The following is a 19,228-nucleotide window of genomic DNA, read 5'->3' on the forward strand; positions in this document are numbered from 1 at the left end:
CGTTAACGCGGACAGCCAGCCGGAAGCAAGGGTTACCTAAGTCAAGGAGATCTCAGCGCGGCAGGATGCCGTCGAGGACCACCGACAAGTATTGGTCGGCGATCTGCTCCACGCTCAACGATCCGCCCGGCCGATACCAGCGGACCGCCACCCACACCGTGTCACGCAGGAAGCGGTAGACGAGTTCGACGTCGAGGTCGGCGCGGAACTCACCATCGGCGACCCCACGCGCCAGCACCGAATGCCACAGCCCGCGAAACTCTTCATTGCGGTCGCCGATATAGGAGAAACGATCTTGCGGGGCAAGGCGCTTGGCCTCGTCCTGATAGATGGCCACAGCATGGTGATCGGCGTCGATGGACTCGAATGAGGCAATCACCAACTGCCGCAACGTCTCGGCGGCCGACAGACCGGCGTCGGCGATCTGCCGATAGCGGGCGAACAAGGCGTCGAGGAAACCCCGCAGGATCTCGTCGACCATCGACTCCTTGGAATCGAAGTGATGATAGAGACTCCCCGAGAGAATGCCTGCGGCATCGGCGATGTCACGCACGGTCGTCGACCGCAGACCCTGCTCCGCGAACATCCGACTCGCCGTCGTCAGCAGTTCGTCGCGTCGGGAAGTTCCGTTACGTGGCGCCACCCCCGTACCCTAGCAAGCGCTTGGGTACGGGGGTGGCTCCCGTGAGAGGATTCAGCGCTTGCGCACCTTCTTCTGCGCTCGCGCATTGAGCTTGGTCCACAGCTTCAGCTGTCCGTTGGCCATCTTCTTGTCGCGATTGGTGAACGGCGGCGACATCATCTCGGCAACGGTGAACGGCATCGTCGAGAACGCCACGGCGCGTGCATGACTGAAGGTCTCGAAGCCGGTCTTGCCGTGGTAGCTGCCCATCCCACTACGCCCGATGCCACCGAACGGCAGTTCGGCACCGAACATGTGCAGGGCGAAGTCGTTTCCGTTGATCGATCCGCTGCGGGTGTTGTCGGCCAGCCGTGCGAAGTTGTCGTTGTCGTCGCCGCACCAGTACATCGTCAGCGGGTGCGGATGGCCGGCGATGTAACTGATCGCCTCGGTGAGATCCCGGTACGGGTAGACCGTCAGCACCGGACCGAAGACCTCGTCCTCGGTGATCTTCATCCCCGACTTGACCCCGGTGAGCAGGGTCGGCGGGATCTTGCGACGCTCGGCCGACGGCAGCGGTTCACCACCGGGGATGACCTGTCGCTTCTCGGCACCGAGTGAGACCGCGTCGTCGATCAGCCCGATGATGCGCTCGTAGTTCTTCTGGTTGATCGTCGAGGTGTACTCGGGATTGTCGTAGATCGTCGCGAAGTTGGCGGTCCAGCGGGCCATCACCTTGTCGGTGAACTCGCCGAGTTTGGCCTCCGGCACGAAGACGTAGTCGGGGCACAGGCAGACCTGACCGCCGTTGACCATCCGGGCGTCGGCGAGCATCTTTGCCGCCTTGTCGATGTCGGCGGAGACGTCGACGACGGCCGGGTTCTTGCCGCCGAGCTCGAGGGTGACCGGCACAAGGTTCTTTGCGGCCTCCTGGGCCACCGAGGAACCGACCTCGGGCGAACCGGTGAAGAACATGTGGTCGACCTTGAGTTTCGCGAAATCCGATCCCGACCCGTGCTTGGGCGTGATGACCGCGAGTTCCTCGATCGAGAAGTAGTCGGGGGCGTACTTGGCGATCACGCCGGTGGTGCGCGCGGTGATCGACGACGGTCTCATCAGCACCCGGTTGCCGGCCGCGAACGCCGACGCCGCGGGCACGAAGGTCAGCTGCAGCGGGAAATTCCAGGGGCCCATGATGCCGACCACGCCCAGCGGATCGTGACGCACCCGCTGCTTGAAGCCGAGGGCTCCCTGCACGCGCGCCGAGACCGAATCGGCCATCCACTCCTTGACCCCGCGGCGCTGGTGGGTGAGGTCGATCATGCAGCCCGCGACGTCCGCGGCGATGCTCAGTTCCCTTGGCCGCGAACCGAAGTCAACGGTCAGCGCCTCGGCGATCTCGTCACCGTGATCGAGCAGCAGCGACGACAGCCTGGTGATGCGGTCGATGCGGGTCGCCGCGTCCGGGATACCGTCCCGCAGGAACGCCGCACGCTGGATCTCGAGCAGTTCGGTCATCGAATGCGCCTCCGACGAGACACGTCCCTCGATCTTGCTGGTCACGTCAGCAGGTTTGGTCATTCGCCACCCTCCCAAGGTCGAGCGGCGTCTCGCGACCGTCGCTGAGACGTTTACGCTCGCTCGTTCCTCCATAGTATGCGTCACGTCACAGTGATGTGGCTACACGTGTTCCCAGATCCCTCGCGACAGCACTCGTCATATCGCCGACAGCGCTCGATTTTGCGCCCACAGCGCTCGAGTTTGCGCCGATAGCGCTCGCCATGGCGTCGACGGCGCTCGGCAAAGCGCTACCGGCATCGTGGCGGGCGGTGTCGGCGAGTTGACGGGTCAGCCCAGCCGCTCGATGATGGTCACGTTGGCCGTGCCACCGCCCTCGCACATCGTCTGCAGCCCGTACCGGCCGCCGGTGCGTTCGAGTTCGTTCAGCAGGGTGGCGAAGAGTTTGGCACCGGTCGCACCGAGCGGATGGCCGAGGGCGATGGCACCGCCGTTGGGGTTGACCTTCGCCGGGTCGGCGCCGGTCTCCTTGAGCCAGGCCAGCACCACCGACGCGAACGCCTCGTTGATCTCGATGACGTCGATGTCGTCGATGGACAGGCCCGTCTTGTCCAGCGCGTACGCGGTTGCGGGGATCGGCGCGGACAGCATCATGACCGGGTCGTCGCCGCGCACCGAGAGGTGATGGATGCGGGCCCGCGGGGTCAGCCCGTAGTCGGTCAGCGCCTTCTCGGACACCACCAGCGCGGCCGATGCGCCGTCGGAGATCTGCGAGGCGACGGCGGCCGTCAGGCGCGATCCTTGCGCCAACGGTGCGAGCCCGGCCATCTTCTCCAGCGATGTCTGGCGCGGACATTCGTCGACGACGCAGTCACCGAGCGGCGCGAGCTCGTTGTCGAAATGACCCGCGGCGATGGCCTGTGCCGCGCGCTGATGTGACTGCAGCGCCCACGCCTCCATGTCCTCACGGCTGATGTCCCAGCGCACTGCCATCGCATCCGCGCCCGCGAACTGCGAGATCTCGGCGTCACCGAAGCGCTCCCGCCACCCGGCGGATTCGGCTGTCGGCGTGGTGAATCCGAACTCCTGACCGGCGATCATGGCCTGACTGATCGGGATGGCGCTCATGTTCTGCACACCGCCGGCGAGCACCACGTCCTGGGTACCGCTCATCACGCCCTGCGCGGCGAAATGGATCGCCTGCTGCGAGGATCCGCATTGCCGGTCGACGGTGGTGCCCGGGATGGCGAGCGGCCCACCGGCGGCGAGCCACGCGGTGCGGGCGATGTTGCCCGCCTGTGGCCCGATGGCGTCGACGCAACCGAAGACGACGTCGTCGACGATCATCGGGTCGATGCCGGTGCGCTCGAGGATCGCGGTGATGACGTGGGCGCCGAGATCGGCGGGATGGGTCTTGGCCAGCGAGCCGTTACGCTTGCCGACCGGTGTGCGGACGACGTCGACGATGTAGGCCTGGGGTGACATCAGTTCTCCTGGTGGGTGATCGGGGTCAGGCTCGCTGGCTGGAGATCGAGACGACCTCGCCGGTGAGATAGGTGGTGTAGTCGCTGGCGAGCATCGCGATGGTGGCCGCGACCTCCCAGACCTCTGCGGCACGTCCGTAGGCTTCGTGCGCGGCGAGCTCGTCGAGCAGTTCGTCGCTGGTGACCTTCGCCAGGAAGGGATGTTTGGCTATCGACGGCGCGACCGCATTGATGCGCACCCCAAAGTCGGCGGCTTCGACTGCGGCACAACGGGTCAGTGCCATCACACCGGCCTTGGCGGCGGCGTAGTGGGCTTGTCCGCGTTGGGCGCGCCAGCCCAGTACCGAGGCGTTGTTGACGATGACGCCGCCGTGTTCCACGGCCCGGAAGTAGCGCAGGGCAGCACGAGTGGCGCGGAAGGTGCCGTTGAGGGTGATGTCGACGACGCGGTCCCACTGTTCGTCGGTCATGTCGGCGACCGGCGTCTCACCGCCGAGTCCGGCGTTGTTGACCAGGACGTCGATGCGGCCGAGTTCGTCTGCGGCACGGGTGATCAGCGCATCGACCTGCGCGGTGTCGGAGACGTCGCAGGTTGCCTGTGCGACCGTCCGGTCACCGAACTCCGCGGACAGTTTCTGGGCGGCCTCGCCGAGCCGGCGTTCGTGCCAGTCGCTGATGAGAACATCGGCACCTTCGAGCAGTGCCCTTCTGGCGGTGGCGAATCCGATGCCGGTTCCCGCGGCCGCGGTGACCACGACCTTGCGTCCCGACAGGAGTCCGTGCCCGGGCGTCTCCGTCGGTGGGTCGGCCAACGGTGAACGACGGTTCTCGGTGTCCGGGATGGTCATGCACGGGCCTCTCGGGGTAGGCCGAGCACACGCTCGGCGATGATGTTGCGCTGCACCTCGTTCGAGCCGCCGTAGATGGTGTCGGCGCGAGTGAACAGGTACAGCCGTTGCCATTCGTCGAGTTCGACGTGTTCGGGATCGGTGAGGTCGTTGAACGCACCCTCGGCGGTCGTGGCGGGTCCGATCAACGCCGACGCTCCGCGCACGGCCATTCCCAGCTCGCCGAGATCGCGATGCCAGTTGGACCACAAGAGTTTTCCGACCGAGTCGGCACCGGGAACGCCGTCGAGCACCGCCGGCGCATGGGCTCGCATCACGCGCAGGCCGATACCGGCGCGCGCGATGCGGGTGGCGATCTCGGGATTGTCGAGGGCACCGTTGCTGCGCGCGAGATCGGTGACCGCGTCGAGTTCACGTGCGAAACCGACCTGCTGTCCGAGGGTGGAGACGCCGCGCTCGAATTGCAGCAGTCCCATGGCGACCTTCCATCCGTCACCGGGCTCGCCGACGATGTTGTCGGCATCGGTGACCGCATCGTCGAAGAACACCTCGTTGAATTCCGATGTGCCGGTGAGCTGTTGGATGGGCCGGACGGTGACGCCCTCCTGATCGAGGGGGACGAGCAGAAAGCTCAGCCCCTTGTGCCGCGTCGAGCCCGGCTCGGTGCGACAGAGCACGAACGCCCACTGTGCGACGTGCGCCAAGGACGTCCAGATCTTCTGCCCGTTGATCTGCCACCGTCCGTCGGCCGGACTCGCCGTGGTCGCCACGCCCGCGAGATCCGAGCCGGCACCCGGCTCGGAGTAGCCCTGTGCCCAGAGTTCGGTCACGTCGACGATGCCGGGCAGGAATCGCTGTTTCTGCTCGTCGGTCCCGAATTCGATGAGCGTCGGACCGAGAAGCTCTTCGCCGAGATGGTTGACCCGGGCGGGCGCATCGGCGCGCGCGTACTCCTCGTGGAAGATGATGCGCTGGGCCAGCGTGGCACCGCGGCCGCCGTAGCGCGTCGGCCAGCCCAAACACGTCCATCCGGCGCGCGCGAGGTGACGATCCCACTCGAGGCGCTCGGTGAAGAACTCGTGTTCACTGCCGGGACCGCCCCGACCTCGCAACGACGCGAAGCTCCCGGCGAGGTTCTCCTCGAGCCACCCCCGGACCGCCACGGCGAACTCCGCGTCGGCGTCGGGCGTCCGAGCTGCCCATTCACCGAGATCCAGGGATCTGTCGGCGAGATCGATCGAGGTCATGGCCGCTAGCATAACCTACCAAGCAAGTGCTAGGTTGGGGAGCATGGAGAGCGTCTCGACGACCCCGTCCGCGCTGCGTCGGGCGGCCCGCGAGTGGCCGGATCGTCTCGCCCTCGTCGATACCCAGTGGAGCAGTCCGGTCGAGTACTCGTGGTCACAATTGCATGATCGGGTCGTCGATACGGCCGCCGCCCTGATCGCGTCGGGGGTGGAGCACGGGGATCGGGTGGCGGTGTGGTCACCCAACAGCCATCACTGGCCGGTTGCGGCACTGGGCATCCATTACGCCGGTGCGGTGCTCGTACCGCTCAACACCCGCTACACCGCCGGCGAGGCCGTCGACGTGATCGAGCGGGCAGGGGTGCGTGCCGTCGTCGTCTCCGGCGAGTTCCTCGGAGCCGATCACGCTGCCGAACTCATGACCACCCATCGCGATGCGATGCCGGACCTCGTGGTGCGGATTGGCTTGTCGGACAAGGGCGCGGCGCCCGACGGCGCACTCGACTGGAGCGATTTCCTCGACCGTGCCACCGACGAGACCCGCGCGCAGGCCCGTGCGCGCGCCGACGCCGTCACCCCCGACGACCTCTCCGACATCCTGTTCACCTCGGGTACCACCGGCACATCCAAAGGCGTGCTGGCCGAACATCAGCAGACCGTCGCGGGTTCACACGCGTGGGGCGCCAACGGCCGCCTGTCCCCCGACGACCGCTATCTCATGGTGAACCCGTACTTCCACACCTTCGGCTACAAGGCGGGCATCCTGCCGTGCGTGCTGTTCGGGTCGGCGATGTTCCCGCAAGCCGTGTATTCGCCCGCCGAGGCGATGAAGCAGGTTGCTGCGCAACGGATCACCGTCTTCCCGGGAGCGCCGACGATCTTCCAGACCATCCTCGACGACCCCGCTCGCGAGAGCCTCGATCTCTCGTCACTACGGCTGGTGGTGACCGGTGCGGCGATCGTTCCGGTCGTCCTCGTCGAACGCATCCAGCGTGACCTCGGCGTCGACACCGTCATCACCGCCTACGGGCTGACCGAGGCCAGCGGGTTCGTCTCCACCTGCACCCCGGACGACGATGACGAAACCGTCGCAAGCACCTGCGGGCGCGCTTTCGACGGCATGGAGATCGCGGTGTCGGAGCAGGGTGAGGTACTCGCGCGCGGAAAGATGGTCATGCGCGGCTACCTCGACAACCCCCAGGCGAAGGCCGAGACGATCGACGCCGACGGCTGGCTGCACACCGGCGACATCGGCACCATCGACGAACGCGGTAATCTGCGGATCACCGACCGCCTCAAGGACATGTACATCTGCGGCGGCTTCAACGTCTACCCGGCCGAGGTCGAACAGACCCTCGCCCGCCTCGACGGCGTCACCGAATCCGCCGTGATCGGCGTCCCCGACGACCGACTGGGTGAGGTGGGCCGGGCCTATCTCACCGTCCGCGACGGCGCCGACCTCGACGAAGACCGTGTGATCGCCTACGCCCGCGAACATCTGGCGAACTTCAAGGTGCCGCGGTCGGTGGTCTTCCTCGACGCCTTCCCGCGCAACGCGGCCGGGAAGATCCTCAAGCGCGAGTTGGGGTGAAGGTTCTTCCCCTAGCTTTCGGTTCTTCCCCTGGAGATTTCCCGGGGAAGAAGGGGAAAGTAGGGGAAGAACGGCGAGGGCCCGGTCGGCACGATCCGAGCGACTGTGGTCGGATGGGACTGTGTCGACCAACCCCGACCCCACGACCGAGCTCCTCACCGCGGCAGGCGCCCTCGACCCCGACCTGCCCACCGATCGGATCGTCACCCACGGCGCCGTCGTCTTCCTCAACGGCACCCACGCATGGAAGATGAAACGCCCTGTGCGCCTGCGGTTCTTCGACTTCTCCACCCCAGAGCTACGCCACGACGTCCTGCAGCAGGAGCTGACACTCAATCGCCGGTTCGCGCCCGAGGTCTATCGCGCCGTGCATGCGATCCGACGTGCCGATGACGGCAGCCTCACCCTCGACGGACCCGGCGAGACCGTCGACTGGGTACTCGAGATGACACGCTTCGACGACGACGCACTCCTGGTCCACCGTGCCGAGCCCGGCAACCTCGACGACGCGTTTCTCCGAACGCTCGCCGAGAGCGTCGTCGACCTCCATGCGTCCTCGCCGATCCGCGACGATCCGCACGGTGCGGCCCGGTTGCAGGAGGTCGTCGACGGGAACCTGGCGAGTATGTCGGTCTTCCCTGATGTCATCGATCCCGCTGCGGCGCGGCGTCTGACGAGCCGCATCACCGCGATGATCACCGAGCGCTCCGAGACCCTCGACGCCCGGGCCCGCCGGGGGCGGGTGCGGCGCGTCCACGGCGACCTGCACCTGGGCAACATCGCGATCATCGACGGCCGTCCCGTGCCCTTCGACTGCCTGGAGTTCGACGAGGAGATGGCGACCACCGACGTGCTCTACGACCTCGCGTTTCTGCTGATGGACCTGTGGGCGCGGGACCTGCGACATGAGGCGAACGTCGTCGTGAACCAGTACCTGGACCGCTCCCCCGACGACGAGGACGGGTTCTGTCTGCTGCCGATCATGCTCGCCGTGCGGGCGACGGTCCGTGCGCACGTCAGCGCCGCCGCGGACGCCGTCGACGACGCCACGCGTTACCTGTCGCTCGCGCTGGGGTTCACCGAGCCGGTCGCGCCGCGGCTGATGGCGATCGGCGGTGGGTCGGGCACCGGGAAGACCACCGTCGCCCGCGCGATCGGTGGGGACCTCGAGCCCGCGCCGGGTGCACGGATCCTGCGCACCGACGTCCTGCGCAAGCGGCTCGCCGGTGTCGGCGAGACCGAGAAGCTCCCGCGCTCGGCCTACACACCGCAGGCCCGGTCGGCGGTCTACGACGAGCTGAACCGGCTGGCCACAACGGATCTCGCAGGCGGCATGAGTGTCGTCGCCGACGCCGTCTTCGGCAGAGCCACACAGCAACAGGCGATCGCCTCGGTGGCCACCGAGACCGGCGTCGACTTCACCGGATGGTGGCTGGAACTCGATGAGGCCGAACGCATCTCCCGCATCACGCATCGGGGGCCCGATGCCTCCGACGCCGACGAGTCGGTGGCGAGAGGGCAGACCGCGACACTCGAACCGCCTGACGAGTGGATCCACGTCGACGCGCACGCCGACCCGTCGTTCTTCCTGAGGAATTCCGTTCGTCCGCAGGAAATCTCCCGGGGACGAACGAAAGAGTAGGGGAAGAACGTTCTTCCCCTACCTTCGCTCAGCTGATCGGCTTGACCAGCGGGAACAGGATCGTTTCGCGGATGCCGAGGCCGGTCAGCGCCATCAGCAGCCGGTCGATGCCCATACCGGTGCCCGCGGTCGGCGGCATGCCGTACTCCATGGCGGTGAGGAACTCCTCGTCGAGGCGCATGGCCTCGTCGTCGCCGGCGGCGGCCAGACGAGCCTGGTCGACGAAGCGCGCACGCTGGATGACCGGGTCGATGAGCTCGGAGTATCCGGTGGCCAGCTCGAATCCACGGACGTAGAGGTCCCACTTCTCGACGACGCCGGGCACGCTGCGATGCGCGCGGACCAGTGGCGAGGTCTCGACCGGGAAGTCGCGGACGAACACCGGCTGCGAGAGCTTCTCGCCGACCATGTGCTCCCACAACTCCTCGACGAGCTTGCCGTGCCCGTAGCCCTTGCCCTTCGGGATCTCCAGACCGACCTTCGCCGCGATGTCCAGCAACTCGTCGACGGTGGTACCGGGATGATCGGCGCCACCGTCGGGCACGATCTCTTGCCCGAGCGCCTCCGACAGTGAGGGATACATCTGCAACGACGTCCACTCGCCGGAGAGGTCGTAGACCTCGCCGTCGGGCATCGTCGGGGTCAGTGTTCCCAGGGCACCTTGCGAAACCTCTTGGACAAGTTCACGAGTCATGACCGCGGCGTCGTCATAGGTGCCGTAGGCCTGATAGGTCTCGAGCATCGCGAACTCCGGCGAATGCGTGGAGTCGGCGCCCTCGTTGCGGAAGTTGCGGTTGATCTCGAAGACGCGCTCGATACCGCCGACGATGCAACGCTTGAGGAACAGTTCCGGCGCGATCCGCAGGTAGAGATCGATGTCGAAGGCGTTGGAATGGGTGACGAACGGCCGCGCCGCGGCGCCGCCGTGCAGGGTTTGCAGCATCGGCGTCTCGACCTCGAGAAATCCCCGCTTACCCAGCGCCGCACGCAGTTCGGCCATCACCGAGATCCTGGTGCGGGCGATCGAGCGCGCTTCCGGCCGCATGATGAGATCCACGTAGCGCTGCCGCACCCGGGTCTCCTCGTTCATCTCCTTGTGCGCGACGGGCAAGGGACGCAACGACTTCGAGGCCATCTCCCAGGCGTCGGCCATCACCGACAACTCTCCGGTGCGAGAGCTGATCACCTGGCCGTGGACGAAGACGATGTCGCCGAGGTCGACCTCGGCCTTCCAGCGCGCAAGCGACTCCTCGCCGACGCCGTTGAAGGAGATCATCGCCTGCAGTTGGGTGCCGTCGCCTTCCTGCAGCGTGGCGAAGCAGAGCTTGCCCTTGTTGCGCAGGAAGATGACGCGGCCGGCGACGCCGACCATCTCACCGGTCTCGGTGCCGGCCTCCAGGTCGGGGAATTGTGCACGGATCTCCGAAAGTGCATGCGTGCGCGGGATCGCCACCGGGTAGGCCTCACGGCCCTCGTCGAGAATCCGTTCCCGCTTCTCCCGCCGGATGCGGAGTTGTTCGGGGGTCTGCTCGTCGGCAATCGTCTCGTCGGGCGCGTCACTCACGTCCGTGAGCGTATTCGGTGGTGGTGGCGTCCACCAAGTTCGGCGAGCTGTCCGTTCGGTGCGCCCGCCATCAGCGCCCCCGCTGTCAGGTGCCCCGCTGTCAGTGCACCGCTGTCAGGTGCCCCGCTGTCAGTGCACCGAGAAGATGTCGAGCTCGGCCTGGCTGATCCGGCCGTTGATACCGGCGCGGCGCAGGCCGCGGTGACCGCCGACCACGAACACCGCCCCGCTCACCCCACGCGCCTGCAGATGCCAGCTCAGCCATTCGGCTTCGTGGCCGTCGTCGGAGACGAGAATCCAGCGGGCGTCGTGGGTGGCCGAGCGCAGTGCCGTCGGCGATCCGGGGGTGAGCAGATCGAGTGCCTCGGCGGCGTCGAGTGCGAGTGCCCCGATCAAGGCCCCATCGGCCTGACGCTTGCGGTGGCTGCGGATGTCGACGGGAACGGCTCCAGCCGCGACAGCCTCGGCATAGTGGCTGACCTGCAGCGACAGCAGGCCGTTGGGTGCGGGAGCAGAGACGGGTGCGAGAACCTGGACCGATGCGGTCATGGTGAGAAACCTCGAGTGATCGAAAAGTGAGCGGGGAGCGCGAAGGAGGGCGGCCGCAGATGCGGACTCAGCCCTGACAACACTCCTGACAGCTCTTGATCACGTCGGACAGTTTGCCACAGTGAACGCCAGCGGGTCCAGGGTCAGCGGGGTTTTGTGCACCGGGCGAGCAAAAGTCGATCTGCTTCCCTCGCGTGGGCGCTGTCGGCGCGGTGGCGAGCGCTGTCGGCGCTATTTGCGTCGCACGGCCGCCTTGGTGCGTTCGTGCACCAGACGCAGGCCCTCGAGGGTGAGATGGCTGTGGTGGGTGGTCAGCGTCGGGCACTCCTCGAACATCAGGGGCGCCAGGTAACCGGTGGCCACGACGGTGACGTCGTCGCCGTCGAAACCGGCGACCGTGGTGCGGATGCGGTTCACCAGGCCGTCGATCTGACCGGCGAACCCGAACAGGATGCCCGACTGCAGGGCCTCGACCGTGTTCTTCCCCAGGACGCTGCGCGGCGGCATCAACTCCACCTTGCGCACGGTGACGGTGTGTTCGCTGAGCGCCTCGACACCGAGGTCGACGCCGGGTGCGATGGCGCCGCCGAGGAACTCGCCCTTGACCGACACCGCGTCGACCACGGTGGCCGTCCCGCACGCCACTACGATGGTCGGCCCGCCGTAGGTGTGATAGGCCGCAAGGCAATTCGCGACACGGTCGGTCCCCACCTCTTTGGGATTGTCGACCAGTAGCGGAACCCCGGTGCGCACACCGGGTTCCAGGATGACGTTGTGCGGGTTGTCGAAGTACCGGCCGACCATCACCCGGACCTCGCGCAACAGCGACGGTACCGTCGACAGCGCCGCGACACTGGTGACCTGCTCGATGTCGGAGCCGAGGAGTCCCTGGATCAGCAACGCCAATTCGTCTGCGGTGCGCTCGGGTTCGGTGTGCAGGCGCCAATCGCGGACCAATCGCGCATGCGCGCCCGTACCGGCGAACACGCCGAGATGGGTGTTCGTGTTACCGATCTCGACGGTGAGCAGCATCAGCGGGGGCCGACCGTCAGAGGGTGGCCGACCTCACGCATGAGTGGCGGCGAGGTCGTCGGCGTGCCGGGGATCGCGCAATCCCGAACCCTCGGGCGCGCGGGCCGGGTCGGTCCCCTGCTCGAGAACCCGGTTGTGTTCGTCGACGAAGACCACGTGCGGTGCGTACTCGGCGATCTCCCGCTCATCGAGGATGCCGTAGGCGATGATGATCACCAGGTCGCCGGGGTGGACGAGATGTGCTGCGGCCCCGTTGATCCCGATGACCCCGGTACCTCGCTCACCGGCGATCGCGTAGGTCTCCAGGCGGGCACCGTTGGTGATGTCGACGATGGTGACCTGCTCACCCTCGAGGAGATCGGCGGCCTCGAGCAGGTCGGCGTCGATGGTCACCGATCCGACATAGTGCAGGTCGGCCTGGGTCACGGTGGCGCGGTGGATCTTCGAGGTCATCATGGTGCGCAGCATGTGCGGTTCCTCCGATGTCGTGGACAGGGTTGGCAGAGAAGTGGTTTGAGTCGCAACGGTTGTCGACGGGTCATTCGGACCTGGCCTCGCGTTCTTCGAGGCTCAATCCGATCGCGACGCCGACGTTGTCGATCAGCCGCGCCGCGCCGAGGCGGGCCGCGACCAGCAACCGCCCGTGGCCCTTGTCCGGCGGTTCTTCCAACGACCGGCCCCGCAGGGCGAGATAGTCGAGTTCGATCTCGGGCTCCGAGGACAAAACCTCCTGCGCCACAGCCAGAATGGCGTCGGCGCCCTTCGGAGCGGCGTGCGAGCCCGCGGTCAGCGCGGCCGACAGGGTGGTGGCGAGTTGGCGCTGCTCGGCGGAGAGGTAGCGGTTGCGAGAACTCATCGCGAGACCGTCGGCCTCGCGGACGGTGGGGACACCGACGATCTCGACGTCCATGTTCAGGTCGGCGACCATCTGACTGATGAGCACCAGTTGTTGGTAGTCCTTCTCCCCGAAGTACGCCGTGTGCGGCGCCGCGATGTGCAGAAGTTTGTTGACGACGGTGAGCATTCCGGCGAAATGCCCTGGGCGCGAGGCACCGTCGAGGATATCGCCGGCCGGTCCGGGATGGATCATGGTGCGCCGGCCATTGGGATACATCGCCGCCTCGGTGGGCGCGAAAACCAATTCCACGCCCAACGGCGCCAACAGCTCGAGGTCGGCGTCGAAGGTCCGCGGATAGGCGTCGAGGTCCTCGCCGGCACCGAACTGCAGCGGATTGACGAAGATCGACACGATCACGACGGTGTTGCCGCGTTCCTTGGCCGCGCGGACCAGTTCGAGGTGCCCGGCGTGCAGGGCACCCATCGTCGGCACCAGGGCGACCCGTCGTCCGGTGCTGCGCAGTGCCGCGCTCACCCGGTGCAGTGCTGCCGGATCACGGTGCACCGTCAGGGTTCCGGGGGTGAAGAGGTTCGCCTCGTCGGCGATCACGTGGGCACTCATCGCTGCTCCGTATTCATCTGGGCCTCAGGATTCATCTGGGCCTCAGGGCATCGAGGACCGCCTGCGGCGCATCCGACTGGTGGGCGGCGCGGCGGGCCAGCACACGGTAGGCCTCGGCGATCGAATCCCCATCGGTATCTGCACCGTCGGTGTCCGCACTGTCGGCATCGGCGTCGGGCAGTGCCCGCAAGGCGGCCAGGTGTGCGGCGACGGCAGCGCCATCCCCGCGTGCGACCGGGCCCGTCAACGCCGACGCACCGAGGTCGAGCACGTTGTGCAGCGACACGGTCACCAGCGGTCCGAGAATGCGTTCGGCCAGGCGCACCGGGTTTCCGTCGACGGTGGCGGTCGACTGCCCGGTCCCGGCGGGACCGGCGATCGCATGGTTGAGTGCGGTCACCGCATCGTTGATGAGCGCGACGAGATGGTTGGCACCGTGGGCGAGCGCCGCGTGATACAGGGTGCGGTCGGCCTCGGCCACCCGCACCGGCTCACCGCCCATCTCGATGACGAGGGCCGCGGCGATCGCGTCGCCGACCTCATCACCTGCGGTGATCCCGAAGCACGCCCGCGTCAGCCGCGAGGTGTCGTCGGCCGTGCCGACGAAGGTCATCGCCGGGTGGATCGCGAGTCCGGTCGCGCCCAACGCGGTCAGCGGGGCGAGGATGCCGACGCCGTGCGCCCCTGCGGTGTGGGCCACCAGGGTGCGCGGGCGCACCCTGCCGGTGGCGGCGATGTCGGCGATCACCGACGGCAGGACGGCATCGGGCACCGAGATGAGGAGGAGTTCGGATCGGGACACCACGTCGGCGAGGTCGAGGATCGCCGACTCCGGCAGCCGCTGCTCGACCCGGCGGCGCGATTGTGGTGAACGCGCGACGACGGCACCGACCACGTGTCCGGCACGTTCGAGCGCTTCCCCGAGCGCCGTGCCGACTCGTCCGGCGGACACGATGCCGACGGTCAGTCGGGCGGGGGTGGGGAGGTTGGTGATCCCGGGGATCGCGGCGCTGTGGTGGGCATACCCGTCTCCGCCCGGCCTGGGTAGGCCGGCAGACGCCACACGGGCGTCATCGTTCGACGAGGTCACCACTGTCCTCCGGGTCGTTCCAGTCCCGAGGGCTGCCGGGCGGCGTCCACAGCGGGTGTGGGGCGCCGCGACGGCCGGGTACCGGACGTTGCAGAGTCAGGGTAGGCGTTGGCGACAGCCCGGATCCATCCCGTGTGACGGGGCTCACCGCACCGGGTCGGTCAACAGGGCGGTGGTGTTGCGGGGACGCGATCAGTCGCGGCGACGGCGACGGCCGCCGCCCGCGGCGTCGGTGTCGCGGAGTTGCTTGAGCAGTTCCGACACCGGAAGCCCGTTGGAATGCGCGCTGTCGGCGTCGTCGACGGGATCCTCGACCGCCACCGGCTCCGGCTGCTCCTCGGGGCGTCGCCGACGCCCCCCGCCACCGAATGTGGTTGCTGCGCCTGCGGTTTCGTGCCGACCACGCGACCACGCGGGGATCGGACCGGACGCATCGGCAGTCCGGGCCCCGGCAGCTTCGGCGGCACTGCCCGGCGTGGACACCTCGGGGCCGGGTCGATCCCATTCGTCGGTCGGGGTGTCGTCGACGAACGCGGCGGGCTCATCGACGGCGTCGTGACCGGACTGCTGGGGAGCCGTCTGCTCGGGACCGGTCTGTTCACGTCCCGCCTGGTCGCGACCGGGTTGTTCCGGGGCTTCCGACGTCGCGGAATCCTGTGCATGATCGGCCGTCGACGTGGCGAAGCGTCCCGACAGCGGGTCGTCGGTGACGATCGGGATGACCTCGGTCATCTCGTTGGGGTCGGCCTTGCGCTCCACGTGGCGGCCGTCGTCGGCGGCCGGAACGGTCTCGGCGAAATCGCGTGCGGCGACCACACCATCGTCCGGGGCGTGAAAATCGGCGGCGCCGAAGCCTTCCGGACGGTACTGATCCGGCGCGTAGCCCTGCGAGCCGTAGGCGCCACCATGTCCACCGAAGGCGGAGTCACCGCGCCCGGAACTCCCGTAGGGCGCGGAATACTGGTGGGGATCGAGCCCGCCGCCGCCGAGGCCGGAGGCGAGCTCGCGCAGCTTCTCGTTGGGCAACGCGACCTGATCGTCGGGGAGGGCTTCACCGAGCAACCGTTCGAGGCTGGCGCGCAGCGAGATCACCTGTTCCTTGAGGGAGGCGAGTTCGGCACCGGATTCGGCGGCGACCTCCTTGCGGATGGTGGTCTCGACGTCGAGCTCATACTGACGACGCGCGGCGATCTCCCGTTCGAGCTGGAGTTCGTACACGAGCCTCAGGTCGCGGCTCTTGGCCTCGGCGGTCTCGGCCTGCTTACGGAATCGGGTCACCAGGATCGCGCCGATGACCGCGGCCCACAGCGCCGCGATGACGGCGAGACTGCCCGAGATCGACAGGTTGTCGGTGAAGATCATCAGGATGCTGGCCGCCAGGGCCAGCACGATCAGCAGCCCCAGCAGCCACTGGCCGACCGAGCGGCCGGCGCGCCGGGGGTCCGAGGAGCGGCCGGTGGAGGTCGTCATATCTGTGCAACTTACCCGTTGACCTGTCTTTGGGTGTACAAGCCCGGCGGAGAGTCACGAATCGTCGATGCGCTATGGCGCGGCGTGAGTGGCGCCGCCGGAATCATCGGCGTCGCCGCGGACTTCTCAGGCCGGGCCCGGTCGCGTGTGACCGTTGCCGTTGACGGAATTGTCGTCGGGGTCGTCGGGCGCGCGGCAACAGTATTCGAGCCAGAGGGCGGCAACGGTGAGCACCACACCCCCGATGAGGCCGACGACCGCGGCGGGCGTGTCGTGTTCGGCGGCGCTCACCCCGGTCTGATTGAGCAAGAAGACAAGCACCCCGCCCCACAACCCGGTGGCGATCGCCCCGAGAATCGCCGACGCCTTGGCCAGCGCGACCACCCGGGCTGCGGTCAGCGGGTGCAACTGCCCGCGGGCCCGGCCGACCTGTTTGCCCTCGACGCGTGCCCGCACGATGAACCCGGTGACCGCCTCGATGACGGCGAGGACGTAGAGGACGATGCCGGCCAACGCCGGGATCGGCGGGACGCTGGAATAGTTGTAGCGCACCAGAATCCACGCGGTGACGCCGACGATGACGGCCACGAGGACCAGGTCGAGGGGCTTGGTGGGTCCCATCCCCTGGTGCTCGTCGTCGTCCTTCTTGGGCGCGGAGGGCTCGCTCATCGCAGTGCGGACCTCGACAGCGGCCCGGTCCGGCGTACCCCGTCGCGCTCGTCGGTGGGCAGGGCTGCGGCCAGCTCGGCGACCCGCCGGGGCCCGGCCTCGGTGAGGAGTTCGGCGTCGGGGTCGATCTGCAGCCAGGGCAGCAGCACGAACGCCCGCTGATGGGCCCGCGGATGCGGCAGCGTGAGGTCGGGGTCGTCGGAGTGGACGGTGCCGTCGGCGGTGTCGACCGTGATGACGTCGACGTCGAGGGTGCGGGGTCCCCATCGCACCTCGCGGGTGCGGTGCGCCCGATTCTCCAGGTCGGCGCCGATCCGCAGCCACTCGTGCGGCTCCCGTTTGCCCTCCACGATCAGCGTGATGTTGCAGAAATCGTCCTGCTCGACCCCACCCCACGGCGCGGTCGCGTACACGTCGGACACGGCGACGACGCGGATATCGGGGCCTGCGGTGGCGAACCCGTCGGGCACCAGCGCCAAGGTGGCCACCGAGTCGCCGATGTTGGACCCCGCGGACAGCACCGCGCGGCTGTGGCCGACGGGGACGGTGCTCACTTGACCGACTTCCGCGACCGACGGGTGACCACCGCGATGTCGTCGAAGGCCAACGGGATCGGCGCCGACGGCTTGTGCACGACGATCTCGCAAGCCAGGATGCGCTCGTCGGCCATCACCGCGTCGGCGATCTCCGCGCCGACCGTCTCGATCAGATTCCGCGCCGGGCCCGCGACGATCGCATGGATCTGGTGGGCCAGCGCACCGTAGTCGACGGTGTCGGCGAGGTCGTCGCTGGCTGCCGCGGAACGCAGGTCGGCCCACAGTGTGGCGTCGACGATGAAGAGCTGACCGTCATGGCGTTCATGCTCGAAGACACCATGATTGCCACGGACCCGCAGCCCCTTCAGCTCGATCCGATCGGCCATCAGCGCTCCCCTGCCTGTACGTGGGCGTGTACCCGACCGCATCCACCTGCTCGCCAGGCCGCGGCCACGAGGACCGCGTCGCGGCTGGCGGCGACGTCATGGACCCGCACCCCCCAGGCCCCGCCGGCAGCGGCGAGGGTCGACACCGCTGCGGTGGCGACGTCCCGACCGGCCGGTGGCCGGTCGGCGCCGCCGGCGGCCAACAACGTGCCCAGGAAACGTTTACGAGACGCGCCGACGAGGATCGGAAAACCCAGTCCGACGAACGTCGGCAACGCGTGCAGCAGCGCCCAGTTGTGGTCGGCGGTCTTGGCGAAACCCAGGCCCGGGTCGAGGATGATCCGATCCGGGTCGACGCCCGCGCTGACGGCGGCATCGACCTGGCCGAGCAGTTCGCGACTGACCTCGGCGACGACGTCGTGATAGCCGCCGACGTCGTCGACCCGGTGAGTGAAGCGGCGCCCGGCGTCGGAGTCGTCCCCGGCCGGACGCCAGTGCATGAGGATCCACGGCAGCCCGGCATCAGCCATCACACGGGCCATATCGGCGTCGGCACGGCCTCCGGACACGTCGTTGACGATGCGCGCACCCGCCTCGATCGCAGCCGCGGCGACCGAGGCGCGCATGGTGTCGACGGAAACCGTTGCCCCGAGGTCGGTGAGCGCGGAGATCACCGGGGCGACCCGCGCCGTCTCGATCTCCGGATCAACGCGAACGGCGCCGGGACGGGTGGATTCACCGCCGACGTCGATGAGGTCGGCGCCGTCGTCGAGCAGTTGTTGCCCGTGCGCGAGCGCGGCGTCGAGATCCAGGTAGCGGCCGCCGTCGGAGAACGAGTCGGCGGTGACGTTGATGATGCCCATCACCTGGGTCGGCGCGGGACTCACCGGGTGATGAGGTCGAGCGCTTCGCCCCGCGAGACCGCACTGGTCTTGAACAGACCGCGCACCGCCGACGTGGTGGTCCGCGCGCCCGGCTTGCGGATGCCACGCATGGCCATGCACAGGTGCTCGGCCTCGATCACGACGATCACGCCGCGCGGATTGAGCCGTCGCACAAGGGCATCGGCGACCTGGCTGGTGAGACGTTCCTGAACCTGCGGACGTTTCGCGTACAGATCGACCAGTCGCGCCAGCTTGGACAGACCGGTCACCTGCCCGCTGACGCCCGGGATGTAACCGACGTGCGCGACCCCGTGAAAGGACACGAGGTGATGTTCGCACGTCGAATACAGCGGGATGTCCTTGACCAGCACCAACTCGTCGTGGTCCTCGTCGAAGGTCGTCGCGAGCACCTCCGACGGATCGGTGTAGAGCCCGGCGAACATCTCCCGATAGGCGTTGGCGACACGGGTCGGGGTGCGCCGCAACCCTTCTCGATCCGGGTCCTCGCCGATCGCGAGGAGCAGTTCACGCACCGCGGCCTCGGCCCGGGCCTGATCGAACTCCCGCACCGGTTCCGCAGCCGAATCCGGACCCCGCTGGTCGAGTGTCGTCACATCCGTCCCCTTCGATCGCCTCG

19 protein-coding genes are annotated in these 19,228 nt (G+C 67.9%); 2 read left to right on the forward strand and 17 right to left on the reverse strand.

Annotation, left to right across the window (positions count from 1 at the left end; genetic code table 11):
• Positions 1-52 precede the first annotated feature (52 nt).
• The 5 genes from AC5ZH6_RS22970 to AC5ZH6_RS22990 all read right to left on the reverse strand — a co-directional run bounded on the left by AC5ZH6_RS22970 (position 53) and on the right by AC5ZH6_RS22990 (position 5,719).
• Entirely contained in the window at positions 53-643 is a 591-nt protein-coding gene (locus AC5ZH6_RS22970) for a TetR/AcrR family transcriptional regulator (RefSeq protein WP_014361540.1), read from the reverse strand.
• Positions 644-694: 51 nt separating this feature from the next.
• A complete protein-coding gene (locus tag AC5ZH6_RS22975) occupies positions 695-2,203 on the reverse strand; it encodes an aldehyde dehydrogenase family protein (protein ID WP_006371944.1) in 1,509 nt (502 codons plus the stop codon).
• A 267-nt stretch (positions 2,204-2,470) separates the two neighbouring features.
• Positions 2,471-3,628 (reverse strand): acetyl-CoA C-acetyltransferase, encoded by a 1,158-nt coding sequence (locus AC5ZH6_RS22980; RefSeq protein ID WP_026919854.1) that lies wholly within the window; start codon positions 3,626-3,628, stop codon positions 2,471-2,473.
• A gap of 22 nt (positions 3,629-3,650) precedes the next feature.
• A complete protein-coding gene (locus AC5ZH6_RS22985; protein ID WP_006371942.1) occupies positions 3,651-4,472 on the reverse strand; it encodes an SDR family oxidoreductase in 822 nt (273 codons plus the stop codon).
• A complete protein-coding gene (locus AC5ZH6_RS22990) occupies positions 4,469-5,719 on the reverse strand; it encodes an acyl-CoA dehydrogenase family protein (protein WP_006371941.1) in 1,251 nt (416 codons plus the stop codon). Before AC5ZH6_RS22990 ends, AC5ZH6_RS22985 begins: the two co-directional genes overlap by 4 nt.
• A 43-nt stretch (positions 5,720-5,762) precedes the next feature.
• On the opposite strand from AC5ZH6_RS22990, the gene AC5ZH6_RS22995 reads away from it, so the two are divergent.
• On the forward strand, positions 5,763-7,310 hold the full coding sequence (locus AC5ZH6_RS22995) for a FadD3 family acyl-CoA ligase (RefSeq protein WP_006371940.1): 1,548 nt from the start codon (positions 5,763-5,765) through the stop codon (positions 7,308-7,310).
• A gap of 121 nt (positions 7,311-7,431) precedes the next feature.
• Positions 7,432-8,952 (forward strand): bifunctional aminoglycoside phosphotransferase/ATP-binding protein, encoded by a 1,521-nt coding sequence (locus AC5ZH6_RS23000; protein ID WP_006371939.1) that lies wholly within the window; start codon positions 7,432-7,434, stop codon positions 8,950-8,952.
• A 28-nt stretch (positions 8,953-8,980) separates the two neighbouring features.
• On the opposite strand, the gene lysS is transcribed toward AC5ZH6_RS23000, so the two are convergent.
• The 12 genes from lysS to folE form a co-directional block, all read right to left on the reverse strand.
• A complete protein-coding gene (gene lysS / locus AC5ZH6_RS23005) occupies positions 8,981-10,516 on the reverse strand; it encodes a lysine--tRNA ligase (RefSeq protein ID WP_006371938.1) in 1,536 nt (511 codons plus the stop codon).
• Between the two features lie 129 nt (positions 10,517-10,645).
• Positions 10,646-11,065 (reverse strand): hypothetical protein, encoded by a 420-nt coding sequence (locus tag AC5ZH6_RS23010; RefSeq protein WP_006371937.1) that lies wholly within the window; start codon positions 11,063-11,065, stop codon positions 10,646-10,648.
• A gap of 231 nt (positions 11,066-11,296) precedes the next feature.
• Positions 11,297-12,097, reverse strand: coding sequence for a type III pantothenate kinase (locus tag AC5ZH6_RS23015; protein ID WP_006371936.1), 801 nt, complete (start codon positions 12,095-12,097; stop codon positions 11,297-11,299).
• A 33-nt stretch (positions 12,098-12,130) separates the two neighbouring features.
• On the reverse strand, positions 12,131-12,565 hold the full coding sequence (panD, locus tag AC5ZH6_RS23020) for an aspartate 1-decarboxylase (RefSeq protein ID WP_006371935.1): 435 nt from the start codon (positions 12,563-12,565) through the stop codon (positions 12,131-12,133).
• 70 nt (positions 12,566-12,635) lie between these two features.
• Positions 12,636-13,556, reverse strand: coding sequence for a pantoate--beta-alanine ligase (panC, locus tag AC5ZH6_RS23025; RefSeq protein WP_094601110.1), 921 nt, complete (start codon positions 13,554-13,556; stop codon positions 12,636-12,638).
• A gap of 31 nt (positions 13,557-13,587) precedes the next feature.
• Entirely contained in the window at positions 13,588-14,646 is a 1,059-nt protein-coding gene (locus AC5ZH6_RS23030; protein ID WP_094602078.1) for a Rossmann-like and DUF2520 domain-containing protein, read from the reverse strand.
• Positions 14,647-14,838: 192 nt separating this feature from the next.
• Positions 14,839-16,116: a DUF6779 domain-containing protein gene (locus tag AC5ZH6_RS23035; RefSeq protein ID WP_014361549.1), complete on the reverse strand. Its 1,278-nt coding sequence runs from the start codon at positions 16,114-16,116 to the stop codon at positions 14,839-14,841.
• A 126-nt stretch (positions 16,117-16,242) separates the two neighbouring features.
• Positions 16,243-16,785, reverse strand: coding sequence for a DUF3180 domain-containing protein (locus AC5ZH6_RS23040; protein ID WP_094601111.1), 543 nt, complete (start codon positions 16,783-16,785; stop codon positions 16,243-16,245).
• Entirely contained in the window at positions 16,782-17,339 is a 558-nt protein-coding gene (folK, locus tag AC5ZH6_RS23045) for a 2-amino-4-hydroxy-6-hydroxymethyldihydropteridine diphosphokinase (protein WP_006371930.1), read from the reverse strand. Before folK ends, AC5ZH6_RS23040 begins: the two co-directional genes overlap by 4 nt.
• Positions 17,336-17,707 carry a dihydroneopterin aldolase gene (gene folB / locus AC5ZH6_RS23050; protein WP_006371929.1) on the reverse strand — a complete coding sequence of 124 codons (372 nt, stop codon included), beginning with the start codon at positions 17,705-17,707 and terminating at the stop codon, positions 17,336-17,338. The genes folK and folB overlap by 4 nt, the downstream gene beginning before the upstream one ends.
• Positions 17,707-18,594, reverse strand: a complete 888-nt coding sequence (folP, locus tag AC5ZH6_RS23055) for a dihydropteroate synthase (RefSeq protein WP_014361552.1) — start codon at positions 18,592-18,594, stop codon at positions 17,707-17,709. The genes folB and folP overlap by 1 nt, the downstream gene beginning before the upstream one ends.
• A complete protein-coding gene (folE, locus tag AC5ZH6_RS23060; RefSeq protein ID WP_006371927.1) occupies positions 18,591-19,205 on the reverse strand; it encodes a GTP cyclohydrolase I FolE in 615 nt (204 codons plus the stop codon). Before folE ends, folP begins: the two co-directional genes overlap by 4 nt.
• Between the last annotated feature and the right edge of the window lie 23 nt (positions 19,206-19,228).

The organism is Gordonia sp. YC-XJ4 (assembly GCF_059511865.1).